Source organism: Methylobacterium sp. A52T (assembly GCF_053346095.1).
In genome coordinates this window covers 1-21,395 of record NZ_JBKFBI010000103.1, presented here as the reverse complement: position 1 = coordinate 21,395, position 21,395 = coordinate 1, and the positions used below count along the sequence as shown (strand labels likewise).

The following is a 21,395-nucleotide window of genomic DNA, read 5'->3' as shown; positions in this document are numbered from 1 at the left end:
CGTGCCCCGGGAGAGGGGGAGGGGGGGGGGGGGGGGGGGGGCGCCCCGGCCCCCCCGCGGGGCCGCGCTCCGCCGCTGCGGCGGCGATGGGTCGAACGACGAGGACGAGGCCGGCGATGAACGCGATGAACACCCACTACCCCGATGCCGTCCGCGTCGAGCCGGTGAACCGGCACACGCTGGCGGTGATCGTCGACAACGAGCCCGGCGTGCTCGCCCGCATCTCGGGCCTGTTCTCCGGCCGCGGCTACAACATCGAGAGCCTGACCGTCTCCGAGACCGAGGAGGCGCGCCACATCTCGCGCATCACCATCGTGACCACCGGGACGAACGCTGTGATCGAGCAGATCAAAGCGCAGCTCGACCGGCTGGTGCCGGTGCACCGGGTGGTGGACCTCACCCTCCAGGGCAACGCCATCGAGCGCGAGATCTGCCTCGTGAAGGTGAAGGGCGAGGGCGAGCACCGCAGCGAGGCCCTTCGGCTGGCCGCCGCCTTCGGCGCCAAGACGCTGGACGCGACGCTCAACTCCTTCGTGTTCGAGCTGACCGGCGCCACCGAGGATGTTGACCGGTTCGTGCGCCTGATGAGCGTGATCGGGCTGGTGGAGATCTGCCGGACGGGCATCTCCGCCATGGGGCGCGGGGCGGAGCCGCTGTAGGACTTGCTCCCTCGCCTCTGCTAGGATGCGCCGTCCCCGCAGGAGGCGGAGCGATGGAAGCCAAGGTCATTCGCTGGGGTGACGATCTCGCCGTGCGGCTCAGCAGTGCGGAGGCCGAGGAACTCGGCATCCGCGAGGGCGCGACGGTCGAGATCGTCTCGAAGCGCCCCGCGCAGCCCGAGTCCACGCAATGGATCGGGCGCCGGTATGTCGATGGGCTGCCGGTCTACACGATGGAAGAGATGATCGCCGAGGCCCGCCGCCTGGGCCCGGAAGCTGAGCCGCCGACGGTCGATTGGGGCCCGGATCGCGGCTCCGAGATCATCGATGACGACAACGACCCGTACTGATTGGCAGCCGAGGCCAGGTGAACTCCTGCTCGTCGACCTCGAGCCGGTCCGCGGCACCGAACAGAACGGTATCCGACCCGCGCTCGTCGTTTCGGATCCGAACATGAATCAATTGACCCGTCGGGTTATCGTCTGCCCAATCACGCGCAACCCGCATCCGTGGCCGACGAAGGTGTTCTTACCGGCCGGGCTCGTCGTCTCGGGTGCCGTCTTGGTGGATCAAGTCCGTTCGATCGATAGGGCCGCCCGTATCCTGCGGAGCCACGGGGATGCGCCCGATGAGATTGTCGCCGAGGTGCGCGGCAAGCTCAGAACGCTGCTCGGCCTGACCGTTTGAGAAGCGGACCGTTTCCGCGAACCATCGACAGCAACAAGGCTCTCATGACCGCCCGCACTCTCTACTACGCCCCCGGCGCCTGCTCGCTCGCCGCCCACATCATCCTGGAGGAATCCGGGCAACCCTACGAGGGCATCAAGCTCGACCTCGCGGCGGGCGACCAGCGGCGGCCGGAATATCTCGCGATCAACGATCGCGGCCGCGTCCCGGCCCTGATTGAGGACGGCTGGGTGCTCACCGAGTGCGCGGCCATCATGCGCCACGTCGCCAGTCAGGTGCCGGAGAAGGCGCTGTGGCCGACGGATCTCCGCGAGCAGGCCGCCGCCGACGAGTGGCTCGGCTGGCTCGCCTGCAACCACCACGTGACCTACGCCCATGTCCGCCGGCCCGAGCGCTACACCGAGGACGAGAGCGCCTTCGAGGGCATCAAGGCGAAGGCCGCCAACACCTATGTCGATCTCGCCACCATGACCGAGGTGCGCCTCTCGCACGGCGGCTGGGCGGTGGGCGACCGCTTCAGCGTGGTGGACGCCTACCTGATGGTCTTCTGGTTCTGGGCCAACGGTCCGGTGCTCCGGTTCGACATGGCCGGCCGCTTCCCGGCCTGGACCGCCCACGCCCGCCGCGTCGCCGAACGCCCGGCCGTGCAGGCCGTCTTCGCCCGCGAGGGACTGCCGCTTCCGCGCTGACTTAATTCGATCGCGGCACCCTCTTGCCGCGATCAACGAATCGGCCTAGAGCGCGTACCGTACGGTACGGTACGCCATTCGAGATGATGCAGGCCAGCGCCACAGCAGAGCAGGACGCACCCTCAGCACGCCAGCAGGCGGTGCTGGACGCCGTGCTCGGCCTCATGGTCGAGGACGGCGAGCAGGTCACCATGGACGCCGTCGCGCGCCGGGCGAGCTGCTCGAAGGAGACGCTCTACAAGTGGTTCGGCGACCGCGACGGGTTGCTGACCGCGACGGTGCGCTGGCAGGCCTCCCGGGTCCATGCCGGGCACGACGCCGCGCAGGTGCTCGACGGCGCAACCCTGCGGGAGCGCCTGCAGGACTTCGCCGTGACGTGGCTGGAGGTCATCACCGGCCCGACCTCGGTGGCGCTGAACCGCATCGCCATCGCGCATGCGGGCTCGCGCAAGAGCAATCTCGGCGGCATCGTTCTGGCGAACGGGCGCTTCGCCATCGGCGAACGGGTGAAGCCCGTGCTGGAGGCGGGGCGCGCCGCCGGCCTGCTCACCTTTGCCGACAGTGAGGCCGCCTTTCGCACCTTCTTCGGCCTCGTCGGCCGGGATATCCAGATCCGACTTCTGCTCGGCGAGACCCTCGACCTCGACGGGGCCGAGATCCGGCGCGATGCGGGCCGCGCCGTCGAGCAGTTCCTGGCCCTGTACGGCCGGGCCAAACCCGACCCGAACCACCAAGTCTAAGAGGAGACAGACATGCGGGTGTATTACGATCGCGACGCCGACCTGAACCTGATCAAGGGCAAGAAGGTCGCCATCGTCGGCTACGGCAGCCAGGGCCACGCCCACGCGCTCAACCTGCGCGATTCCGGCGTGAAGGACATCGTCATCGCCCTGCGCGAGGGCTCCGCCACCGCCAAGAAGGCCGAGCACGAGGGCTTCAAGGTCCTGTCGGTCGCCGAGGCCGCCAAGTGGGCCGACGTGGTGATGATGCTCACCCCGGACGAGCTGCAGGGCGACATCTACCGCGAGTCCCTCGAGGGCAACATGAAGCAGGGCGCCGCGCTCCTGTTCGCCCACGGCCTCAATGTCCACTTCAACCTGATCGAGCCGCGCAAGGACCTCGACGTCCTGATGGTCGCCCCGAAGGGCCCGGGCCACACCGTGCGCTCCGAGTACCTCCGCGGCGGCGGCGTGCCGACCCTGATCGCCATCGCGCAGGACGCCTCCGGCAACGCCCACGACCTCGGCCTGTCATACGCCTCGGCGAATGGCGGCGGCCGCGCCGGCATCATCGAGACGACCTTCAAGGAGGAGTGCGAGACCGACCTGTTCGGCGAGCAGGCCGTGCTCTGCGGCGGCCTCGTCGAGCTGATCAAGGCCGGCTTCGAGACCCTGGTCGAGGCGGGCTACGCCCCCGAGATGGCCTATTTCGAGTGCCTCCACGAGGTGAAGCTGATCGTCGACCTCATCTACGAGGGCGGCATCGCCAACATGAACTACTCCATCTCCAACACGGCCGAGTACGGCGAGTACGTCACCGGCCCGCGCATCGTCACGCCCGAGACCAAGGCCGAGATGAAGCGCGTGCTCAACGACATCCAGTCGGGCACCTTCACCCGCAACTGGATGCTGGAGAACAAGGTCAACCAGACCTCGTTCAAGGCGACCCGCGCCAAGCTCGCCGCCCACCCGATCGAGGAGGTCGGTGCCAAGCTCCGCGGCATGATGCCGTGGATTTCCGAGAAGGCGCTGGTCGACAAGACCCGCAACTGATCCGCATCCGCGCGGTCGGGCCCGGCCCGGCCGCGCACGCGCGGGGGCCGGTCACGCGGAGGCGTGACCGGCCCTTCGCGTTCCGGGTTGCCCGACACGGGGTGTCCCGGCCATAAGCCCGCCAGCGGTCCCGCGCGTACGAGGACCGGCAAGCGGAGAGGACACGCATGGCATCGCTCTATTCCGACGCGCACCGGGCGCTGCAGGAGGAGTTCGGCACCACCAAGCTCGCCGTGCGTCTCGACGAGGATTGGGTCCACGAGACCGTCCAGCCGGACGAGGCCGCCTTCATCGGCTCCCGCGACATGTTCTTCCTCTCGACCGTCGACCCGGACGGCATGCCGACGGTCTCCTACAAGGGCGGCCCCACGGGATTCGTGAAGGTGCTCGACGACAAGACGCTCGTCTTCCCGGGCTTCGACGGCAACGGCATGTTCTACTCGATGGGCAACATCGAGGGGCAGGCCAAGGTCGGCCTGCTGTTCATCGACTTCGAGACGCCGCACCGCATCCGCGTGCAGGGCCACGCGACGCTGCTGCGCGACGACGCCCTCTTGGCCGCGTACATCGAGGCCAAGTACTTGGTGAAGGTCGCGGTGACGAAGATCTGGATCAACTGCCCGCGCTACATCCACAAGTATCAGAAGCTCGAGCAGAACAAGTACGTGCCGCGTCCCGGCCGCGAGACCCCGCTCGCCGCCTGGAAGCGCCTCGACCTCGCGGGCGACGTGATCAGCGACGCCGACAAGGCCCGCGTCGCCCGGGAGGGCCGGCTGGAAGTCGCGGAGTACGAGGCGCTGATGGCCCGCGGCGAGGCCTGATTGTCCAGTCCGGCCGCTCCGCAGTCCAGGGCGGCCGGTGCGTGACGGGCGGAATTCAATTTCCGTCAAATAAGATTATGCCAAGTATAAATCTGCAGCATCACATATAAATGCAGCAAAAATTCTGTGATCGACAGCGCCATGGGTTAAAAAATTCTTGACGATGTGGGTGCTGAGTCATAAATTTCGTGCAAATTTGCCGATCGCATCTTTGCCCGGATCGTTAAGGCCATGGTTTCGCTCCCGCTGCGCGTCGCATTGATCTGCAGCATCCTGATCGCTGCGGTGTTCGCGGGTGGGACGACTTTTCTCGCACGCCGAATCGACGCTTCCTTCGATGAGCAGGCCGCGAAGATACAGTCGGAGACGCTGTCGAACGAGGCGCGCGAGGTCCGCTTCCGCCTCACGGTGGCGGCTAAGACTGCCGAGAGCATCGCGGCCTCGGCATCGGCCCTGCGCGCCGGCCGCATCCAAGACCGGGACATCTACGACGCGCTGCTGCGCGAGCTTCTGCGCGCCAACCCCGAGCTGATCGCGACCTGGACGGGCTGGGAGCCGGACGCCCTGGACGGGCGCGACCGCGCCTTCGCCGGCACGGCCTCCTCGGACGCGAGCGGCCGTTTCATGCCTTACTGGAACCGCGGGAGCGGCACGATCAAGCGCGAGGTCCTCACGGGCTACGAGGCCGAGCCGGACGGCGCCTATTACCTCCGGCCGAAGCGGCTGAACCGCCTGGTCGCCATCGAACCCTACATCTACCCGGTGGCCGGGAAGGACGTCGTCATGATGTCTTTCGGCGCACCGATCACCGTGGACGGCACGTATCGCGGCACCGCCGGCGTCGACATCGATCTCGGGTCCCTGAATGCCGCCCTCGGGGCGGTGAGGCCGTTCGGGACCGGCTACCTCGCCGTGGTCTCGGCGAACGGAACGACCGTCGCGCATCCGACCGGCGCGGCGGCCGGGAAGCCGATGCACGGCTTCGACGCGTCGGCGGCCGACGCGGCCCGGCAGGCGATCGCGGCGGGAGCCGTGGCGGTGACCGACGCGCCGGGCCCGGACGGGGCGCCGTGGCGCTACATGGCGCAGCATATCCAGGCGGGCGAGACGCCCGACCGCTGGGCGATCGTCGTCGCGGTGCCGGTGGCGACGCTCACGGCCGCCGCCGATCGGGCGCGCGCGACGCTGATCGGCATCTCGATCCTCTGCGTGCTGATCGGGTGCGCGGCCGTCTTCGGCGCGCTGCACCGCCTCGTCGGGGCGCCGATCCGCGGCCTCGGCCGGACCATCGGCGACATGGCCGCGGGCGATTACGGGGCGGACGTGCGCGAGGCGCGGCGCCGCGACGAGGTCGGACTGGTCGGGCGTGCCGTGCTGAAGCTGCGCGACGGCCTGCGGGCGCAGGCGGAGGCCGACGCGCGGACGCGGGCGGAGGCTCAGGCGGCGGCCGACCGGGACCGCAAGCGGGTGACCGCGGACCTGGCGAACAGCTTCGAGCAGGCCATCGGCGGCATCGTCGCGACGGTCACGGACGCGGCCACCGCGCTGCAGGCCACGGCCGGGGCGCTGGCCGCCACGGCGTCGGAGACCGCCGGCCAGTCGACCACCGTCGCGGCCGGGGCCGAGGAGGCCGCCGCCAACGTCCGGGCCGCGGCCTCGGCGGCCGAGGAGCTCGGCAGCTCCGTGCAGGAGATCGGGCGTCAGGTCCAGGGATCCGCGCAGCTCGCGCGGGCCGCGGCCGACGAGGCCGGGCGCACGGTGCGGCTGGTGGAGGATCTGAGCGCGGCGGTTATGAAGATCGGTGACGTTGTGGCGCTGATCAGCGGCATCGCCGGCCAGACCAACCTGCTGGCGCTCAACGCCACCATCGAGGCGGCCCGCGCCGGCGAGGCCGGCCGGGGCTTCGCGGTCGTGGCCGCCGAGGTCAAGGCGCTGGCCGAGCAGACCGCACGGGCCACTGAGGAGATTGCGGGCCAGATCGCCCGCGTCCAGGCCTCGACCGAGCAGGCGGCCTCGGCGATCGGCAGCATCACGACGCGCGTCGACGAGATCAGCGGGGCGGCCACGACGATCGCGGCCGCGGTCGAGCAGCAGGGCACGGCAACCCAGGAGATCGTCCGCAACGTGACCCAGGCCGCCGCCGGCACGGGCGAGGTGACGACGAACATCGCCCGCGTGGCCGAAGCCGCCGACATGACCGGCTCTGCCGCCGGTCAGGTGCTGGAATCGTCCGCGGACCTGTCGCGGCAATCCGCGCATCTCCGGGCGGAGGTCGGCCGCTTCCTCGGAACGGTGCGCGCGGCCTGATGGTCGCCGTGCCGGCCCGCGCTACGGCGCCTTGCGGGCGACGATGAACACGCGCGGGAAGGCGAGCAGGCGCCGCCCGTCGCTGCGCGGCGGGTAGGCGGCTTCGATCGCGCGGGTGTAGGCCGCCAGGAAGCCGGCCCGCTCCTCCGGATCCAGCGGGTCGAGGAACGGCCGGAGCCCGGTCGTGCTGACCCAGTCCACGATGGCGGCCGCGTCCGCCATGCGGTGGTGGTAGGCGGTGCGCCAGACATCGACGTCGGCGGCGCGCGGCGCCAGCAGGTCGTAGTAGGCGGCGGGTTCCAGCATCCGCCCGAGGCGGCCGGCCACGGCGGGATCGCCGATCGCGGCCGCCCAGGGGCCGTCCGCCGCGACCGCGCGCATCAGGCGATGGGTGTGCTCCGCGAGGTTGTCGGGCATCTGCACGGCGAGCACGCCGCCCGGGGCGAGGAGACCGAACAGCCGCGGCAGCAGGGTCGCGTGGTCCGGCAGCCATTGCAGCACGGCGTTGGCGTAGATCAGGTCCGGGGCCCGCTCGGGTACCCAGGTGGCGGCGTCGGCCAGCGCGAAGGACAGGCCCGGCAGGCGGGCGCGGGCGCTTTCCAGCATCGCCGGGGAGGTGTCGAGGCCGATCACCTCCGCGTCGGGGAAGCGCGCCGCGATCAGCGCGGTGGAATTGCCCGGCCCGCAGCCGAGATCGACGGCAATCCGCGGTGCGTCGAGGGGCACGCGGGCGAGGAGCTCGGCGGCGGGGCGGGTCCGCTCGTCCTCGAAGCGGGTGTAGAGGGCGGGGTTCCAGTCGGCCATGGCACCCTTCCGTGAAAAGTCCTCAGCAGCCGAGCCGGTCGGCGAGGTCTGCCAGATCCCGCGCCGCGTGAGTGACCGGCACCGTCGGTCCGGTCTCGCCGCCGCCCGGGCCGTGCTCGTGCGGGCGGGCGATGTGGGCGGTGGCGAGCCCATGGCTGGCAGCCGCCGCGAGGTCGTTCGAGTGGGCGGCGACCATCATGGTCTCGCCGGCCGCGAAGCCGAAGGCCGCGACCGCGTCGCGGTAGAGCGCCGGCTTCGGCTTGTAGTCGCGGGAATAGCCCGCGCCGAGCACCGCGTCGAAGATCAGGCCGTTGCGGCGGGCGAGGTCGACCATCAACCGGACATGCCCGTTGGAGTTCGGTGCCAGGAGGTACTTCCCGCGCAGGCGCCGCAGCGCGTCCGGCACCTCGGGCCACGCGTCGAGCCGGTGCCACCCCTGGACCAGCTCGCCCCGCACGGCCTCGGAGACGCCCGCGAGGCCGAACTGCGCCAGCACGTCGGGCAGGGACTCGGCCTGGAGCGTGTCGAGGTCGACGTAGGGCCGGCCGCCGGAGCGCACCGTCTCCATCGAGGGATTGTAGCGGGCGCGCCACGCGTCCGCGAAGGCGCCGGCATCGAGGTCCGGCGCGACGGACGCGAGCAGCCGCGCCGCCTCGCGGGCGACGCCGGAGCGCCAGTCGACCAGCGTCCCGAAGACGTCGAAGACCAGCGCCCGGATTGTCACCGCACCGCCTGCAGGCTGGGACCGCGCCGGACGAAGCCGACGATGTCCTTGACCGCGTCGAGGGTCTGCGCCGCGATGGTCTCGGCCCGGGCGCCGCCGTCGGCCAGCACGGCGTCGATATGGCCCGGATCGGCGGTGAGGCGGCGCATCTCCTCGGCGATCGGCGCGAGGCTCGTCACCGCGAGGTCGGCCAGAGCCGGCTTGAAGGTGGAGAACTGCGCCCCGCCGAAGTCGCGCAGCACGTCCTCGCGGGTGATCCCGGCGAGCGCCGCGTAGATCCCCACGAGGTTGTCGGCCTCGGGCCGCTCCTTCAGGCCCGCCACCTCGGAGGGCAGGGGCTCGGGATCGGTCTTGGCCCGGCGGATCTTCTGGGCGATGGCGTCCGCGTCGTCCGTGAGGTTGATGCGGGCGTTGTCGGACGGGTCCGACTTCGACATCTTCTTGGTGCCGTCGCGCAGCGACATGACCCGGGCGGCCGGGCCGCCGATCAGCGGTTCCGTGATCGGGAAGAACGCGTCGCCGTGGCCGTGCGCCGTGATCGAGCCCGAGAAGTCGGTGTTGAACTTCTGGGCGATGTCCCGGGTCAGCTCCAGGTGCTGCTTCTGGTCCTCGCCGACGGGCACGTGCGTCGCCCGGTAGGCGAGGATGTCGGCGGCCATCAGCACCGGGTAGTCGTAGAGGCCGATCGAGGCGTTCTCCCGGTCCTTGCCGGCCTTCTCCTTGAACTGGGTCATGCGGTTCAGCCAGCCGAGGCGGGCGACGCAGTTGAAGATCCAGGCGAGCTCGGCGTGCTGCGGCACCTGGCTCTGGTTGAACACGATCGAGCGCTTGGGATCGATGCCGGCGGCGAGGAAGGCGGCCGTGACCTCGCGGATCTGGCCGCGCAGGGCCTCGGGATCCTGCCAGACGGTGATCGCGTGCAGGTCGACCACGCAGTAGAGGCACTGCGCGTCGCGGTCCTGCATCTCCACGAAGCGCTTCACGGCCCCGAGATAGTTGCCGAGATGCAGATTGCCGGTGGGCTGGACGCCCGAGAAGACCAATTCGGTGAACGCGGCCATCGGCGCCGATCCTGAGCAAGATAAGACCGGGGCTCCGCGCCGTCCGGGCGCGGGGTTACTCGCACCCGCAGGCCGGAATGGTCAAGGACGCGCTCACGGCTCCCGCGAGGGCAGCTTCGCGCTGGGGCAGAGGTCGACCAGGACGCAGCGCCCGCAGGCCGGGCGATGATGATGGCAGACCTTCTGACCGTGCAGCATCAGGATCTCGTGATTGTCGTAGAGGTCCTGCGCGCTCCAGTCGGCGGGGAGCTGTGCCCGCAGGATCGTGTGCGACGGGCCGACGTCGACCCGCCTGCCGATCAGCCCGAGGCGCTGGGCGACCCGGTGATGGTGGCTGTCGACCGGCAGCGCCGGCATCCGCAGGGTAGAGAAGGACAGGACCGCCGCGCTGGTCTTCGGCCCGACGCCCGGGATCGCCTGCAGCCATTCCCGCGCGACCTCGACCTCCATGTCGGCCAGGAAGGCGAGGTCGAGGCTGCCGTGCCGGTCGCGCAGGGCGCGGAGCACGTCACGGATGCGCGGCGCCTTCAGCTCCGGCCAGGTCACGCCCGCGATGGCGGCTTCGATCTCCGGCACGTCCGCGTCGAGCACCGCGTCCCAGTCGGGAAAGCGCGCCCGCAGCGCCTTGAAGGCCCGGCCGGATTCGGCGTTGCGGGTCCGGTGTGACAGGAGCGAGGAGACGAGTTCGCTGACCGGGTCCAGGCTGTGGAAGTACGGGATCGGGCAGCCGTAGACCGGGCAGAGCCGCGCGTGGACGGCGAGCGCCTTCTCGGCCAGGGCCGGATCCGCGACGGCGGGGACCGCCTTGCGGCGTGAACGCGGGACGGTCGCGGATCTGAGGTCGGCGGCGGGCATGTCGGGCGAATCCGCCAGCCGCCGCCCCTGTTCCTGCCGGTACGGGGCAGCGGCGATCTGTCCGCCTCGTCTGGTTCGCGCGCGTCCAGCGGAGAGCAGGGCCGGCGGCGGCGCGCGCCCTGCCCCCTCTCCCGTGCGGGAGAGGGTTGGGGTGAGGGACCGGGCGCTTCAGGGCGGAGAGTGCCGTCGACGCGCGTGCCCTGTCCGGAAGCCGCATGCCCCTCACCCTGTCCCTCTCCCGCACGGGAGAGGGGACCCGCGCTCGGTCCCGAAGCGGTCGTGGCAATCGCGTGGGGACGCCGCCGGCCCGTGCGCGCCTACTTCACCAGCGCGTAGATGTTCACGTCGAGGCTGTCGTCGGTGCTGTCCTTGAGGTCGGTGGCGTACTCCTCCACGAACCGGTCCTGCACGACGATGTCCTTGGCATCGAGGTAGGCGGTCAGCGTCTCGTAGGTGCTGTCGATCGACTCGTAGGAGCCCTTGTGGGCGAAGCGCAGCGCCTTGCCGGAGGGCGTCGTGCCGAAGCGCAGGCCGTCGGTCTCGGCCGGTGCCGGGCTCGGCTCGGCCGCCACCGGGACCATCGCCTCGAACTCGAAGCCGTCGTCGTCCGTGCGGGTGAAGACCGCGAGCGGCCGGCCGGCCGGCGCGACGCCGAGCTTGGCGAGGTCGGCCTCGATCCGCGCGAAGGCCTGCTTCAGGTTCGGCACGGCCTCCTCCCACTTGGTCTTGCCGGACAGGATCGCGGCGGGCTTGGCCGGGAGGGTGACCTCGTCGACGTCGCCGGGCTCGCCGGCCTTCTCGATGAGCGTGGGCCGGCCGGGTGTCCCCGTGCCCGTGGCCGGGGGCGTTCCCGCCGCAGACTGGCCCGCGGGCGGGGGCGCCACCGATTGCTGCGGGGCCGGGGCCGCGCTCTTGTCCGGGTCCGCGACCGGGTTCGGCGCGGTCGTGGTCGGCAGCGGGTTCGTCTGGGCCGGCGCGGGCGCCGTGGAGTGCGGCGGCGCGGGCTGCTGCTGGGCGGCGATCGGGCCGGCCGACGCGAGCACGAGGGCGGCCGAGAGGGCGACGAGCGGACGAAGGCGGATCACGTAGGGCGCTCCGGTCGAGGCCCACGGATGATCGCGCGGGCTCCCGCGGCGTAACCTAGTGGCGAACGGGACGGCCCGCGAGGGCGCCGCGGACGAGAGCCGCGGGTGCGGCGCATCTGCCACGCCGTGGCACCCCTCGCGCCGGGCGGCGGCTTTTGCGATATAGCCCGCGCCCTCCTCCAACCGCGGGACCGCATGAGCGCACTCGCCCACAGACGCTTCCTGAAGATGCACGGCGCCGGCAACGCGATCGTGGTGCTGGACCTGCGCGGCTCCGCGGCGAAAGTCCGGCCCGAGGAGGCGCGGGCGATCGCCCAGGATCCCGGCTCGACCTTCGATCAGCTGATGGTCCTGCACGATCCCGTGAGCCCGGGCACGGACGCGTTCATGCGCATCTACAACACCGACGGTTCGGAATCGGGCGCCTGCGGCAACGGCACGCGCTGCGTCGCCTACGCGATGCTCGACGACCCGGCCATGGCGCGGCCGGCCGAGGGCGGCCGGCTCACCCTGGAGACCAAGGCCGGCCTGCTCGGCGTGCGCCGCGTCTCGGAGCGCGCCTTCACGGTCGATATGGGCCGGCCGCGGCTCGCCTGGGACGAGATCCCCCTGTCCGAGCCGTTCCCCGACACCCGGCGGATCGAGCTGCAGATCGGCCCGATCGACGACCCGATCCTGCACTCGCCGGGCGCCGTGAACATGGGCAACCCGCACGCGGTGTTCTTCGTGGAGCAGGATCCGGACAGCTTCGACCTCGCCCGGATCGGCCCGATGCTGGAGAACCACCCGCTGTTCCCGGAGCGCGCCAACATCTCGGTGGCGCAGGTGACGGGCCGCGAGACGATCAAGCTCCGCGTCTGGGAGCGGGGGGCCGGGCTGACGCTCGCCTGCGGCACCGCCGCCTGCGCCACCGTGGTGGCCGCCTCGCGCCTGCGGATGATCGGCCGGCAGGCCAGCGTCGCGCTGCCGGGCGGCGAACTGTTCGTCGAGTGGCGCGCCGACGACCACGTCCTGATGACCGGCCCGGTCGCGCTCGTCGCCGAGGGGACCCTGGCGCCGGAGCTGTTCGACAGCGCGGCCTGATGGCGGTCGAGACCCTCACCTTCGGCTGTCGCCTCAACACCGTCGAGTCCGAGGCCCTGCGGGCCCACGCGGCGGCGGACGGGCGCGACCGGGTGGTGGTGAACACCTGCGCGGTGACCGCCGAGGCCGGGCGGCAGGCCCGCAAGGCGATCCGGCGCATCGCCCGGGAGCGGCCCGGCGCCGAGATCGTCGTCACCGGCTGCGGCGCCGAGGTCGAGACGGAGGCCTACGCGGCCATGCCGGAGGTCGCGCGCCTCGTCGGCAACGCCGAGAAGCTGCGGCCGGAGGGCTGGTCTGCGGCCGCAACCGGCCCGGGCGCCGTGATGGCGGCGCGGGCGGCCGAGCCGACGCGGGTCGAGGCGGTCGCCGGGCACACCCGCGCCTTCGTGCCCGTGCAGAACGGCTGCGACCACCGCTGCACCTTCTGCGTGATCCCGTTCGGGCGGGGCGTCTCCCGCTCGGTGGCGGAGGCGGACGTGATCGCGCAGGTCGAGACGATCGTGGCGCGGGGCGGGCGCGAGGTGGTGCTGACCGGCGTCGACCTCACCGCCTACGGCCGCGACCTCCCCGGCACGGCCCCGTCCCTCGGCAGTCTCGTGCGGGCGATCCTCCGGGCGGTCCCCGGCCTCGCGCGCCTGCGCCTCTCCTCGATCGATTCCGTCGAGGCCGACGACGCCCTGCTGGCGGCGATCGCCGAGGAGGAGCGGCTCATGCCGCACCTGCACCTGTCGCTGCAGGCCGGCGACGACCTGATCCTCAAGCGCATGAAGCGCCGGCACCTGCGCGCCGACGCGATCCGCTTCTGCGAAACGTTGCGGCGGCTGCGGCCCGACATCGTGTTCGGTGCCGACCTGATCGCGGGCTTCCCGACCGAGACGGAGGCGCAGTTCGCCCGCTCCCTCGACCTCGTGGCGGAATGCGGCCTGACGCACCTGCACGTCTTCCCCTATTCCCCGCGCCCCGGAACGCCGGCCGCGCGCATGCCGCCGGTTGCGCCTGACGTGATCCGTGCGCGGGCGGCGCGGCTGCGCGAGGCGGGTGCGGGCACCCTGCGGTGGCACCTCGACGCACAGGTGGGCCGCCGCCTGACGGTCCTGGCGGAGCGGGGTGGCGTCGGGCGGAGCGCGGATTTCACGGCCGTGCGGCTGGCGGACGCGGCCGAGGCGGGGACGTTCCACACCGTCTCCATCGCCGGCCACGACGGCGCGCGGCTCATCGGGGCTTAACGCCACCTAATCCCGTCGACGCAGGGCCTGCGTAGCCGACCGTGACGCGGGTCTCCTCTCCCGTGCGGGAGAGGGACAGGGTGAGGGGTGTGCGGCAACCGCAGAGAACTCGACGGACCCGCACGTCGACCGCGCGCTCGATCCTGACGCTTCTCGCTCCTCACCCCAGCCCTCTCCCGCACGGGAGAGGGGGCACGTCGCGCTCTGCCGCTGCCGGTATTCTCTATCGGACGTGTGCGAACCCCGTCGCCAGTCCGCGGCATGGAGGCGGCCGCCGTCGCCCCGCGCCGGATGACCCCGCGGCTCAGGCCGGCATCGCCGTCAGGGCCTCGGCGACGTGCGGCGGCGGCGGGGCCGTCACGCTGATCGCGTCACGCTTCGGGTAGAGCGGGATCGACAGGCTCCGCGCGTGGAGGTGCAGCGCGCTCCCGCGGGGCGCGCCGCCGTAGACGGCATCCCCGAGGATCGGCCAGCCGGAGGCGGCGCAGTGGACCCGGAGCTGGTGGGTCCGGCCGGTGACCGGCTTCAGCTCCAGCCAGGTCTGCCCGCCGGCGCGGCCGAGCACCCGCCAGTGCGTCAGCGACGGGTCGCCCGCGGGGTCGGCCTTCATCCACCACGAGCGCGGATCGTCCGAGCGGCGGGCCAGCGGCAGGTCGATGCTGCCTTCCGCCTCGGCGGGACCGCCGGCCACGATCGCCCAGTAGGTCTTGTCGACGGCGCTGCCGGAGAAGAGCTTCCCGAGCCGCGCCAGAGCCTTGGCGTGCCGGCCCAGCGCGAGGCAGCCGGAGGTGTCGCGGTCGAGCCGGTGCGCGGCCTCCGGCCGGCGGGGCAGGCCGAACCGGAGCGCGTCGAGGTGGTCGGTGAGCGTCTCGCCGCCGCGGGGGCCCGGATGGACCGGCAAACCCGCCGGCTTGTCGATGACGAGCAGCAGGGCATCGCGGTAGAGGAGGCGCGCGCCTATGTCGAAGGCGTTGGACATCCGGATCGGCTAGAGGGTCGGTGTCGGCGGGGCAAGGTGGGGCGAGGACGCGATTTCATGGCGAGCGAGGAGAAGCCCGGCTGGTTCGGACGCCTGTTCGGGCGCAAAGGCCAGCCCGCGCCCGAGGAACAGGCCGAGGACAAGCCCGAGGCCGAGCTGCCGGCCGGGGCGGCCTCGCCCTCCGAGGGGGAGCCGGACTTCGCCACCGCCGCGGAAGATGTCACTCACGTCCCGCTGCCGCCGGAGGAGACCGGGGAGCCGGTCCCGGACGCGGTCGAGGGGGCGGACCTGCTGCCCGTTGAGGGCGAGCCGGAGCGTCCGCCGGCCGGCACCGCCGGCGACGATCCCGCGCACGGCGCCGACCCGGTCGACACCGGCGACGTGAACCGGGAGCCGGTGGTGGAGCCGCCCGCCGACATGCAGCCCGACGTGCAGCCCGACGTCCAACCCGACATCCAGCCGGTCGACAGCGCCGCCGCCCTCGCGCACGACGCCGGCGCCGGGCCGGACCGCGAGCCGGAGGCCAAGGGCTGGTGGAGCCGCCTCACCTCCGGGATGAAGCGGACCTCGTCGGCGTTGTCCGACCGGGTCACGGGCCTGTTCACCAAGCGCAAGCTCGACGCCACGACCCTGGAGGACCTGGAGGACGCGCTGATCCAGGCCGATTTCGGCCTGGAGACCGCGATGCGGGTCTCGGAGGCCGTCGGCAAGGGCCGCTACGAGAAGGGCATCTCGCCCGACGAGGTCCGGGCTATCCTGGCCGCGGAGGTGGAGCGGGCGCTGGAGCCGGTGGCGGTGCCGCTGACGATCGACGCCGCCCGGAAGCCCTTCGTGATCCTGACGGTTGGCGTGAACGGCGCCGGCAAGACCACGACGCTCGGCAAGCTCGCCTCGAAGCTGCGGGCGGAGGGGCGCACCGTGATGCTCGCGGCCGGCGACACCTTCCGCGCGGCGGCGATCGACCAGCTCAAGGTCTGGGGGGCGCGCACCGGCACGCCGGTGGTGAGCGGCGCGCAGGGCGCGGACGCGGCGGGCCTCGCCTTCGACGCCCTGAAGCAGGCGGGCGCCGCCGGCACCGACGTGCTGCTGATCGACACCGCCGGCCGGCTCCAGAACAAGGCCGGCCTGATGGCCGAGCTGGAGAAGATCGTCCGCGTCCTGCGCAAGCAGGACCCGGAGGCGCCGCACGCCACGCTCCTCGTCCTCGACGCCACGGTCGGCCAGAACGCGCTCAGCCAAGTGGAGCTGTTCTCGCAGGCCGCGCCGGTCTCGGGCCTGGTGATGACCAAGCTCGACGGCACCGCCCGGGGCGGCATCCTGGTGGCGCTGGCGGCGAAGTTCGGCCTGCCGGTGCACTTCATCGGCGTCGGCGAGGGCGTGGAGGATCTGGAGCCCTTCGCGGCCCGCGACTTCGCCCGGGCGATCGCCGGGCTGGAGAAGGATTAGGCGGCGCGCAGCACGTCGGTGCGGGCGAAGTCTTCGCCCTTGAACAGGAGCGGCGCGTTCAGCGACCGGGCGAGCGCGTAGGCGAAGCAGTCGCCGAAGTTCAGCCCGGCCGGGTGCCGACCCTTGCCGTAACGGGCGAAAGCGTCGGCGGCCATCTACGCGAGCGCGTAACTGACCGGCACGACCGATATGCGTCGCGCCCCGATCCACGCGTCCAGCGCCGCACGACCGTCCGCCGCGCGCATCGCCACGATCGCACACTCGAGGTAGGTCGCTGCCGCCATCGCGATCCCGTCTGCGCGGGCAATGGCACGGGAGAAATCGTCGGCTTCCGGCTCATCGAAACGTATCGCCAAGAAGGCCGAAGAATCGACGACGATCACACTGGCAGACCGTGTTCGTCGTAGGCGAGGATCTCGTCGATCGGACGCGCGTCCACGAGCGGGCTCGCGTTGAGGCGACGGCGCATCGCCTCATCGGCGGCCAGCCCTTCGGCGATGCGCCGCGCCGCCTCGTCGTTGATCCGCTCCCGCTCCCGCCGCAGCAGGTCCAGCAGCAGATCCGGCGCAGGCCGCCGGGTGGTTTCCGCGAGGTCGGCCAGGAGCGCCTCGATCTCGGCATTCTCGATCGTGATGGACATCGCGCGCTCCGCGTTACACACACCCCGGCGAATCCCGTTCGACGCTCCCAGCCTACCGTGAGCGCCGCAGCCGAGCCAACCGAGCGTATGCAGATCGAATCCGTCCCCCCGCACCGCCACCTGCCGCCGCTCGTGAAGCTGGCGCTGGAACTCGGGCCGCTGGTGCTGTTCTTCCTCGGCAACGCCTATTCCGAGAAGTTCGGCGTCGCCCCGGACCAGAAGCTGTTCGTGGCCACCGGCGTGTTCATCGCGGCGACCGTCGTGGCTCTGGCGATCCACTACGTGATGGTGCGCCGCCTGCCGATCATGCCGCTCGTGTCCGGCGTGGTGGTGGTGGTGTTCGGCGGCCTGACCCTGGCGCTGCAGGACAAGACCTTCATCATGGTCAAGCCGACCATCGTGAACGCCCTGTTCGGCACCGTGCTGCTCGGTGGCCTCGTCTTCGGGCGCTCGCTGCTGTCGGTGGTCCTCGACTCGATGTTCAGCCTCACCGAGGAGGGCTGGCGCAAGCTCACCTTCCGCTGGGGCGTGTTCTTCTTCGTGCTGGCCGCGCTCAACGAGCTGGTCTGGCGGACCCAGACGGAGGATTTCTGGGTCAACTTCAAGGTGTTCGGCATCATGCCGATCACCGTGCTGTTCGCCCTCGCGCAGACGCCGCTGCTCACCCGCTACGAGCGCAAGAAAGCGCAGCCGGAGGCGTGATGCTACTGCGCCGCCGCCACCTTCCCGGCGGCGCGGATCCGCGCGAGCACGCTGGAAAAATTCTCCGGCGTGAGGATGCCGACCAGCTTGTCGCGGATCACGCCGTCGGGCCCGATGATGAAGGTCTCGGGCACGCCGTAGACGCCGAAATCGATCGCCGCGCGGCCGCCGGCATCGGCCCCCACGGCGCTGAACGGGACGCCGTGCCGGGTCAGGAAGCGCTGGCCGGCCTCGGGGTTCGGCTCCTTGTAGTCGATCCCCACGAGCCGGATGCCGGGCTCCTTCGCCAGCCGCATCAGCATCGGGTGCTCCACCTGGCAGGGCGCGCACCACGAGGCGAAGACGTTGAGCACCGTGATCTGGCCCTTGAGGTCCGCGCTCGACAAGCCGGGCACCGGCGTGCCGTTGGCGGTCAGCCCCGGCACCGCGGGCAGGTCGAAGCGCGGGACCGGCTTGCCGATCATCGCGGAGGGGAGGGCGGCCGGGTCGGCGCCGGAGCGCAGGCGCAGGAACAGCACGGCGGCGAGCGCCGCGAAGACGAGCGCCGGCAGGATCAGCAGCAGCGAGCGGCGGACCGGCGGTGTCCGACCGGCGGTGTCGTCGAGGGGTGCGCTCATCGCCGGTCCTCGCCGAAGCCCCTGAGGGCGCGCCGCTGCGCCCGGCGGTCGCGCAGGGCGTTGCCCACGAGGGCGACCATCACCAAAGCCGTGAACGCGTAGGCGGCCAGGATGAAGCCGCCGTGAGACCCGAGATCCATCGCGGCCCTCCTAGACCGGCTGCCCGACCGGCATCGCGGCCGGTGTCGGGGTGAGGCGCGGCTGGGCGCGGTCGAGGCGCTCGGCCTCGCGGATCGTCAGCGTCCGCACCCGGCGGCGCATGATCTCGGTGCGCATCGCGTAGAGGTGCAGGGTCATCCCGCCGAGGGTCGCGGCGGCGATCATGACCAGCAGCGGGTGGAGCATCGAGGGATCGATGGTGGAGCCGCCCATGCGCAGGATCGAGGCCGGCTGGTGAAGGGTCGACCACCAGTTCACCGAGAACTTGATGATCGGCAGGTTCACGGCGCCGACCAGCGTCAGGATCGCGACCGCGCGGGCGGCGCGGTTCGGATCCTCCAGGGTCCGCCACAGGGCAATGATGCCGCAGTAGATCAGCAGCAGGATCAGCATGGAGGTCAGGCGCGCGTCCCAGACCCAATAGGTGCCCCACATGGGCTTGCCCCACAGCGAGCCGGTCACGAGGCAGATCAGCGTGAAGGCGGCCCCGATCGGCGCGGCCGCCCGCTGGGCAACGTCGGCCAGCGGGTGGCGCCAGACCAGGGTGCCGATCGCCGACACGCTCATCGCGCCGTAGAAGAACACGCCGAGCCACGCCGCCGGGACGTGGATGTACATGATCCGCACGGTCTCGCCCTGTTGGTAGTCGGGCGGCACCACGAAGAAGGTCTGGTACAGGCCCAGGGCCAGGACGCCGAGGGACAGGGCCGTCAGCCACGGCACCAGCGCCCCCGACCACCGCATGAAGTGGCTGGGGTTCGACAGGCGGGTCCAGAGGGAAGGCGTCATCGCGGCAGCTGTCTCGGACATCGTGGAAGCGGTCTAGCCTAGGGTGCGGTGCAGCAACAATGCGGGTCGGCGGCGCAGCCGGCGGGGTCGCCGGAATGTGGTCGCAGACGGTGCCAACGCTGATGGGGCGTCGGAGCCGACGCGCTCCTGGACGATCGCGTCGACACCCAACCGTCTTCCTGGGACATCCGCGACGCGCCCCCTCTCCCGTGCGGGAGAGGGCTGGGGTGAGGGACGGGACGCGTGCGGGTCGGCGAGACCCTCGCCGCGCGTCCGCGTCGAGCCACGTCCTGAAAGGCCTGATCCCTCACCCTGTCCCTCTCTCGAACGGGAGAGGGGACCCGCGCCCCGCACTCACGCGCCGAGACGTCCCACGGCGCTCCGATCCTGGCATTGTTCCTATTTGTGCTTCCTGACCGCGCCTATTCGCGGCGTCCCGGGCCATACCCCGGCGCCACTGGCGCGCTGGGACGATGACGCGCGTCCGACAGTGCCGCAGGCTCGCGGCCGCAGCTTTTCCCGCCCGAGCCTTGCGCATCGCGGGCGGATTGCGCATATAGATGTGAACAAAAAGAGAACGAAAGAGCGTCGCCGATAAAAGCTGTGGACGACGCGACCTCATCCTGACGGAACGAGCGCCTCATGCGAACCGCCGACAAGCAGATCGCCGACATCCTCGTCCGCTACGGCGAGCCCTTCGGGGGCAACGTCTGGCGCGTCCAGGGGACCGCCGTCATCTACCACAAGACCCTGGAGCGCATCGCCGCCCAGGCCGGCATCGTGTTCGAGCCGCCGACCGTCATCCGGGCCGAGCGCGACGAGGCCGTGATCCTGGTGACCGGCCGGCTGCCCGGCGCGAAGCCCGGCACCGAGCGGGTCGAGTGGTCCATGGGCGAGGCGCTGGTCAACGTGAACTACCGCGTCTCGGGCAAGCAGGCGGCCTACGTCTACGCCATGGCCGAGAAGCGCGGGAAGGACCGCGTCATCCTCAAGCTCATCGAGCTGCACGGCCTCGTCTACTCGGAAGAGGAGGCCGACGAGTTCCGGGCCCACCAGGTCCCAGTGCGGGCCGTCGACGAGGATTTCGAGGAGGCGCCCGCCTTCGACGAGGTCACCGAGGCCGAGGGCGACCTCAAGCGCCGCATCGACGAGGCCGAGACCATCAACGCGGTCACCGACCTGATGCTGGACGGCGCCACCCAGGCCGTCCTGGCGACGATGCCGCCCGGCACCCGCGACGAGGTGCGCGACTACGCCAAAGCCCGCCTCGTGGCGCTGGGCTGGCCGAAGCGCGCCGGACGCCGCAGCGCCGCCTGATCCCGCTTCCACCCCCACCGAAGGAGACCGCCATGCATCGCGCGACGAGCCGCCGCACCATGAAGGCCCGCCGGGATTCCCACCGCGGTTGGAGCATCGAGACCCTGTCGTACAGCCCGACGCGGATCGTCCGCCTCGGCGCCGAGAAGGTCGCGATCCTGTTCCCCCCGGTCGAGCCCGGCGCGGCCTGGCAGCTCTACCCGCATCCCGACACGTTCCCGGGGCTCAACTTCGAGGGGCTGCCCGAGCCGCTGCGCCCGGAATTCCTCGCCTTCCCGGACCTTCCGGAGGTGGAGCGGTTCCTCGGCATCCGCGACGCCGAGCCCACCGCCCTCGCGGCGTGACGCGGGCGATCAGGGTGCCGGCCACGGCGCGCCGCGATGGAGCGCCTCGGCCTCGTCGGTGAAGGTGCCGTCGGGGCCGTGCAGGACGAGGGGCGGCAGCAGGCGCGGCGAGGCGCGGCTGCCGCGGGTCGCCGCGATCAGGACGCGGATCGCGGGCGCGTCGCCGCGGGGATGGACCGGGCGGATCGCCAGCCCGCCGTAGCGGCCCCGGAGCGCGTCGAGGCAGGCCGGGAGGGCGTCCGCCCGGTGGACGAGGCCGAGGCGCCCGCCGGGCCGCAGGATCGCCGTGCAGGCGCGGATCCAGGCGTCGAGATCGCCGCCCGCGAAGGTGTGGGCCGCGGCGCGGCCAGGATGCGGCGAGGCGCGGTGATCGCCGGCTGCGAAGAACGGCGGGTTGGTGAGCACGACGTCGAAACTGTCCGGCAGCAGACCGGCGGCGCGGCGTTCCGCCGCGGTGGCCAGCACGTCGGCGACCAAGATCTGCGCGTCGATGCCGTTGAGGGCCGCGTTGGCGCGGGCCAGCCCGGCGAGCGCCGGGTCGCGCTCGACCAGGGTCGGCCGGAGACCCGGCGCCAGGGCCGCGCAGGCGAGGCCGACGGCGCCGGTCCCGGCGCCGACGTCGCAGAGCC

General features: G+C 71.7%; 25 protein-coding genes and 1 pseudogene. 14 read left to right on the top strand and 12 right to left on the bottom strand.

Annotated features, from left to right (window positions below; genetic code table 11):
- The first annotated feature begins 116 nt into the window (after positions 1-116).
- From ilvN to ACLBYE_RS21600, 8 genes are all read left to right on the top strand, one after another.
- Complete coding sequence (gene ilvN, locus ACLBYE_RS21635) at positions 117-659, top strand: acetolactate synthase small subunit (RefSeq protein WP_020090724.1); 543 nt, start codon at positions 117-119, stop codon at positions 657-659.
- Between the two features lie 53 nt (positions 660-712).
- Positions 713-1,009: an AbrB/MazE/SpoVT family DNA-binding domain-containing protein gene (locus ACLBYE_RS21630; protein WP_447695720.1), complete on the top strand. Its 297-nt coding sequence runs from the start codon at positions 713-715 to the stop codon at positions 1,007-1,009.
- Entirely contained in the window at positions 987-1,346 is a 360-nt protein-coding gene (locus ACLBYE_RS21625; RefSeq protein ID WP_447695719.1) for a type II toxin-antitoxin system PemK/MazF family toxin, read from the top strand. The genes ACLBYE_RS21630 and ACLBYE_RS21625 overlap by 23 nt, the downstream gene beginning before the upstream one ends.
- A 44-nt stretch (positions 1,347-1,390) precedes the next feature.
- Complete coding sequence (locus ACLBYE_RS21620; RefSeq protein WP_447695718.1) at positions 1,391-2,035, top strand: glutathione S-transferase family protein; 645 nt, start codon at positions 1,391-1,393, stop codon at positions 2,033-2,035.
- Positions 2,036-2,118: 83 nt separating this feature from the next.
- Entirely contained in the window at positions 2,119-2,775 is a 657-nt protein-coding gene (locus tag ACLBYE_RS21615; RefSeq protein ID WP_447695717.1) for a TetR/AcrR family transcriptional regulator C-terminal domain-containing protein, read from the top strand.
- 12 nt (positions 2,776-2,787) lie between these two features.
- Positions 2,788-3,807 carry a ketol-acid reductoisomerase gene (ilvC, locus tag ACLBYE_RS21610; protein ID WP_012322218.1) on the top strand — a complete coding sequence of 340 codons (1,020 nt, stop codon included), beginning with the start codon at positions 2,788-2,790 and terminating at the stop codon, positions 3,805-3,807.
- A 167-nt stretch (positions 3,808-3,974) separates the two neighbouring features.
- Entirely contained in the window at positions 3,975-4,628 is a 654-nt protein-coding gene (locus tag ACLBYE_RS21605) for a pyridoxamine 5'-phosphate oxidase family protein (protein WP_447695716.1), read from the top strand.
- A 231-nt stretch (positions 4,629-4,859) separates the two neighbouring features.
- The gene (locus ACLBYE_RS21600) at positions 4,860-6,935 is read left to right on the top strand and encodes a methyl-accepting chemotaxis protein (RefSeq protein ID WP_447695715.1); all 2,076 of its coding nucleotides are present in this window, start codon (positions 4,860-4,862) and stop codon (positions 6,933-6,935) included.
- 21 nt (positions 6,936-6,956) lie between these two features.
- Here the strand turns inward: ACLBYE_RS21600 and tam are convergent, their stop codons facing one another.
- The 5 genes from tam to ACLBYE_RS21575 form a co-directional block, all read right to left on the bottom strand.
- Positions 6,957-7,739 carry a trans-aconitate 2-methyltransferase gene (gene tam / locus ACLBYE_RS21595; RefSeq protein ID WP_447695714.1) on the bottom strand — a complete coding sequence of 261 codons (783 nt, stop codon included), beginning with the start codon at positions 7,737-7,739 and terminating at the stop codon, positions 6,957-6,959.
- Between the two features lie 22 nt (positions 7,740-7,761).
- A complete protein-coding gene (locus ACLBYE_RS21590; RefSeq protein WP_447695713.1) occupies positions 7,762-8,463 on the bottom strand; it encodes a haloacid dehalogenase type II in 702 nt (233 codons plus the stop codon).
- Positions 8,460-9,524 (bottom strand): tryptophan--tRNA ligase, encoded by a 1,065-nt coding sequence (gene trpS / locus ACLBYE_RS21585; protein ID WP_331312936.1) that lies wholly within the window; start codon positions 9,522-9,524, stop codon positions 8,460-8,462. The genes ACLBYE_RS21590 and trpS overlap by 4 nt, the downstream gene beginning before the upstream one ends.
- Before the next feature lie 93 nt (positions 9,525-9,617).
- Entirely contained in the window at positions 9,618-10,379 is a 762-nt protein-coding gene (locus ACLBYE_RS21580; protein ID WP_447695712.1) for an endonuclease III domain-containing protein, read from the bottom strand.
- A 317-nt stretch (positions 10,380-10,696) separates the two neighbouring features.
- A complete protein-coding gene (locus ACLBYE_RS21575; protein WP_447695711.1) occupies positions 10,697-11,464 on the bottom strand; it encodes a GyrI-like domain-containing protein in 768 nt (255 codons plus the stop codon).
- Positions 11,465-11,659: 195 nt separating this feature from the next.
- On the opposite strand from ACLBYE_RS21575, the gene dapF reads away from it, so the two are divergent.
- Positions 11,660-12,547, top strand: a complete 888-nt coding sequence (gene dapF, locus ACLBYE_RS21570; RefSeq protein WP_091679253.1) for a diaminopimelate epimerase — start codon at positions 11,660-11,662, stop codon at positions 12,545-12,547.
- Positions 12,547-13,773 (top strand): tRNA (N(6)-L-threonylcarbamoyladenosine(37)-C(2))-methylthiotransferase MtaB, encoded by a 1,227-nt coding sequence (gene mtaB / locus ACLBYE_RS21565; protein ID WP_447695710.1) that lies wholly within the window; start codon positions 12,547-12,549, stop codon positions 13,771-13,773. The genes dapF and mtaB overlap by 1 nt, the downstream gene beginning before the upstream one ends.
- A 304-nt stretch (positions 13,774-14,077) precedes the next feature.
- Here the strand turns inward: mtaB and ACLBYE_RS21560 are convergent, their stop codons facing one another.
- Positions 14,078-14,752, bottom strand: coding sequence for an RluA family pseudouridine synthase (locus ACLBYE_RS21560; protein WP_447695709.1), 675 nt, complete (start codon positions 14,750-14,752; stop codon positions 14,078-14,080).
- A 57-nt stretch (positions 14,753-14,809) separates the two neighbouring features.
- Between ACLBYE_RS21560 and ftsY the strand changes: the two genes are divergently transcribed.
- The gene (gene ftsY, locus ACLBYE_RS21555) at positions 14,810-16,198 is read left to right on the top strand and encodes a signal recognition particle-docking protein FtsY (protein WP_447695708.1); all 1,389 of its coding nucleotides are present in this window, start codon (positions 14,810-14,812) and stop codon (positions 16,196-16,198) included.
- Here ftsY and ACLBYE_RS21550 read toward each other — a convergent pair.
- Positions 16,195-16,581: pseudogene (locus ACLBYE_RS21550) on the bottom strand (type II toxin-antitoxin system VapC family toxin). The gene ftsY and the pseudogene ACLBYE_RS21550 sit on opposite strands and share 4 nt — an antisense overlap.
- Positions 16,578-16,838, bottom strand: coding sequence for a type II toxin-antitoxin system VapB family antitoxin (locus ACLBYE_RS21545; RefSeq protein WP_042674895.1), 261 nt, complete (start codon positions 16,836-16,838; stop codon positions 16,578-16,580). Before ACLBYE_RS21545 ends, ACLBYE_RS21550 begins: the two are co-directional and overlap by 4 nt.
- An 87-nt stretch (positions 16,839-16,925) precedes the next feature.
- Here ACLBYE_RS21545 and ACLBYE_RS21540 point away from each other — a divergent pair, with 87 nt between their 5' ends.
- Positions 16,926-17,540, top strand: a complete 615-nt coding sequence (locus ACLBYE_RS21540; protein ID WP_012322230.1) for a septation protein A — start codon at positions 16,926-16,928, stop codon at positions 17,538-17,540.
- 2 nt (positions 17,541-17,542) lie between these two features.
- On the opposite strand, the gene ACLBYE_RS21535 is transcribed toward ACLBYE_RS21540, so the two are convergent.
- Genes ACLBYE_RS21535 through ACLBYE_RS21525 form a run of 3 tightly spaced genes read right to left on the bottom strand, consistent with a single transcriptional unit; the run spans position 17,543 to position 19,105 of the window.
- A complete protein-coding gene (locus ACLBYE_RS21535) occupies positions 17,543-18,157 on the bottom strand; it encodes a DsbE family thiol:disulfide interchange protein (protein WP_447695707.1) in 615 nt (204 codons plus the stop codon).
- On the bottom strand, positions 18,154-18,297 hold the full coding sequence (ccmD, locus tag ACLBYE_RS21530; RefSeq protein WP_100250637.1) for a heme exporter protein CcmD: 144 nt from the start codon (positions 18,295-18,297) through the stop codon (positions 18,154-18,156). The genes ACLBYE_RS21535 and ccmD overlap by 4 nt, the downstream gene beginning before the upstream one ends.
- A gap of 10 nt (positions 18,298-18,307) precedes the next feature.
- A complete protein-coding gene (locus ACLBYE_RS21525; RefSeq protein ID WP_100250638.1) occupies positions 18,308-19,105 on the bottom strand; it encodes a heme ABC transporter permease in 798 nt (265 codons plus the stop codon).
- A 642-nt stretch (positions 19,106-19,747) separates the two neighbouring features.
- Here ACLBYE_RS21525 and ACLBYE_RS21520 point away from each other — a divergent pair.
- Together ACLBYE_RS21520 and ACLBYE_RS21515 are read left to right on the top strand one after the other, a co-directional pair.
- Positions 19,748-20,422, top strand: a complete 675-nt coding sequence (locus tag ACLBYE_RS21520; protein ID WP_056531636.1) for a hypothetical protein — start codon at positions 19,748-19,750, stop codon at positions 20,420-20,422.
- 32 nt (positions 20,423-20,454) lie between these two features.
- On the top strand, positions 20,455-20,766 hold the full coding sequence (locus ACLBYE_RS21515) for a hypothetical protein (RefSeq protein ID WP_447695706.1): 312 nt from the start codon (positions 20,455-20,457) through the stop codon (positions 20,764-20,766).
- 9 nt (positions 20,767-20,775) lie between these two features.
- On the opposite strand, the gene ACLBYE_RS21510 is transcribed toward ACLBYE_RS21515, so the two are convergent.
- A partial coding sequence (locus tag ACLBYE_RS21510) for a tRNA1(Val) (adenine(37)-N6)-methyltransferase (protein WP_447695705.1) occupies positions 20,776-21,395 on the bottom strand: 620 nt, incomplete at its 5' end.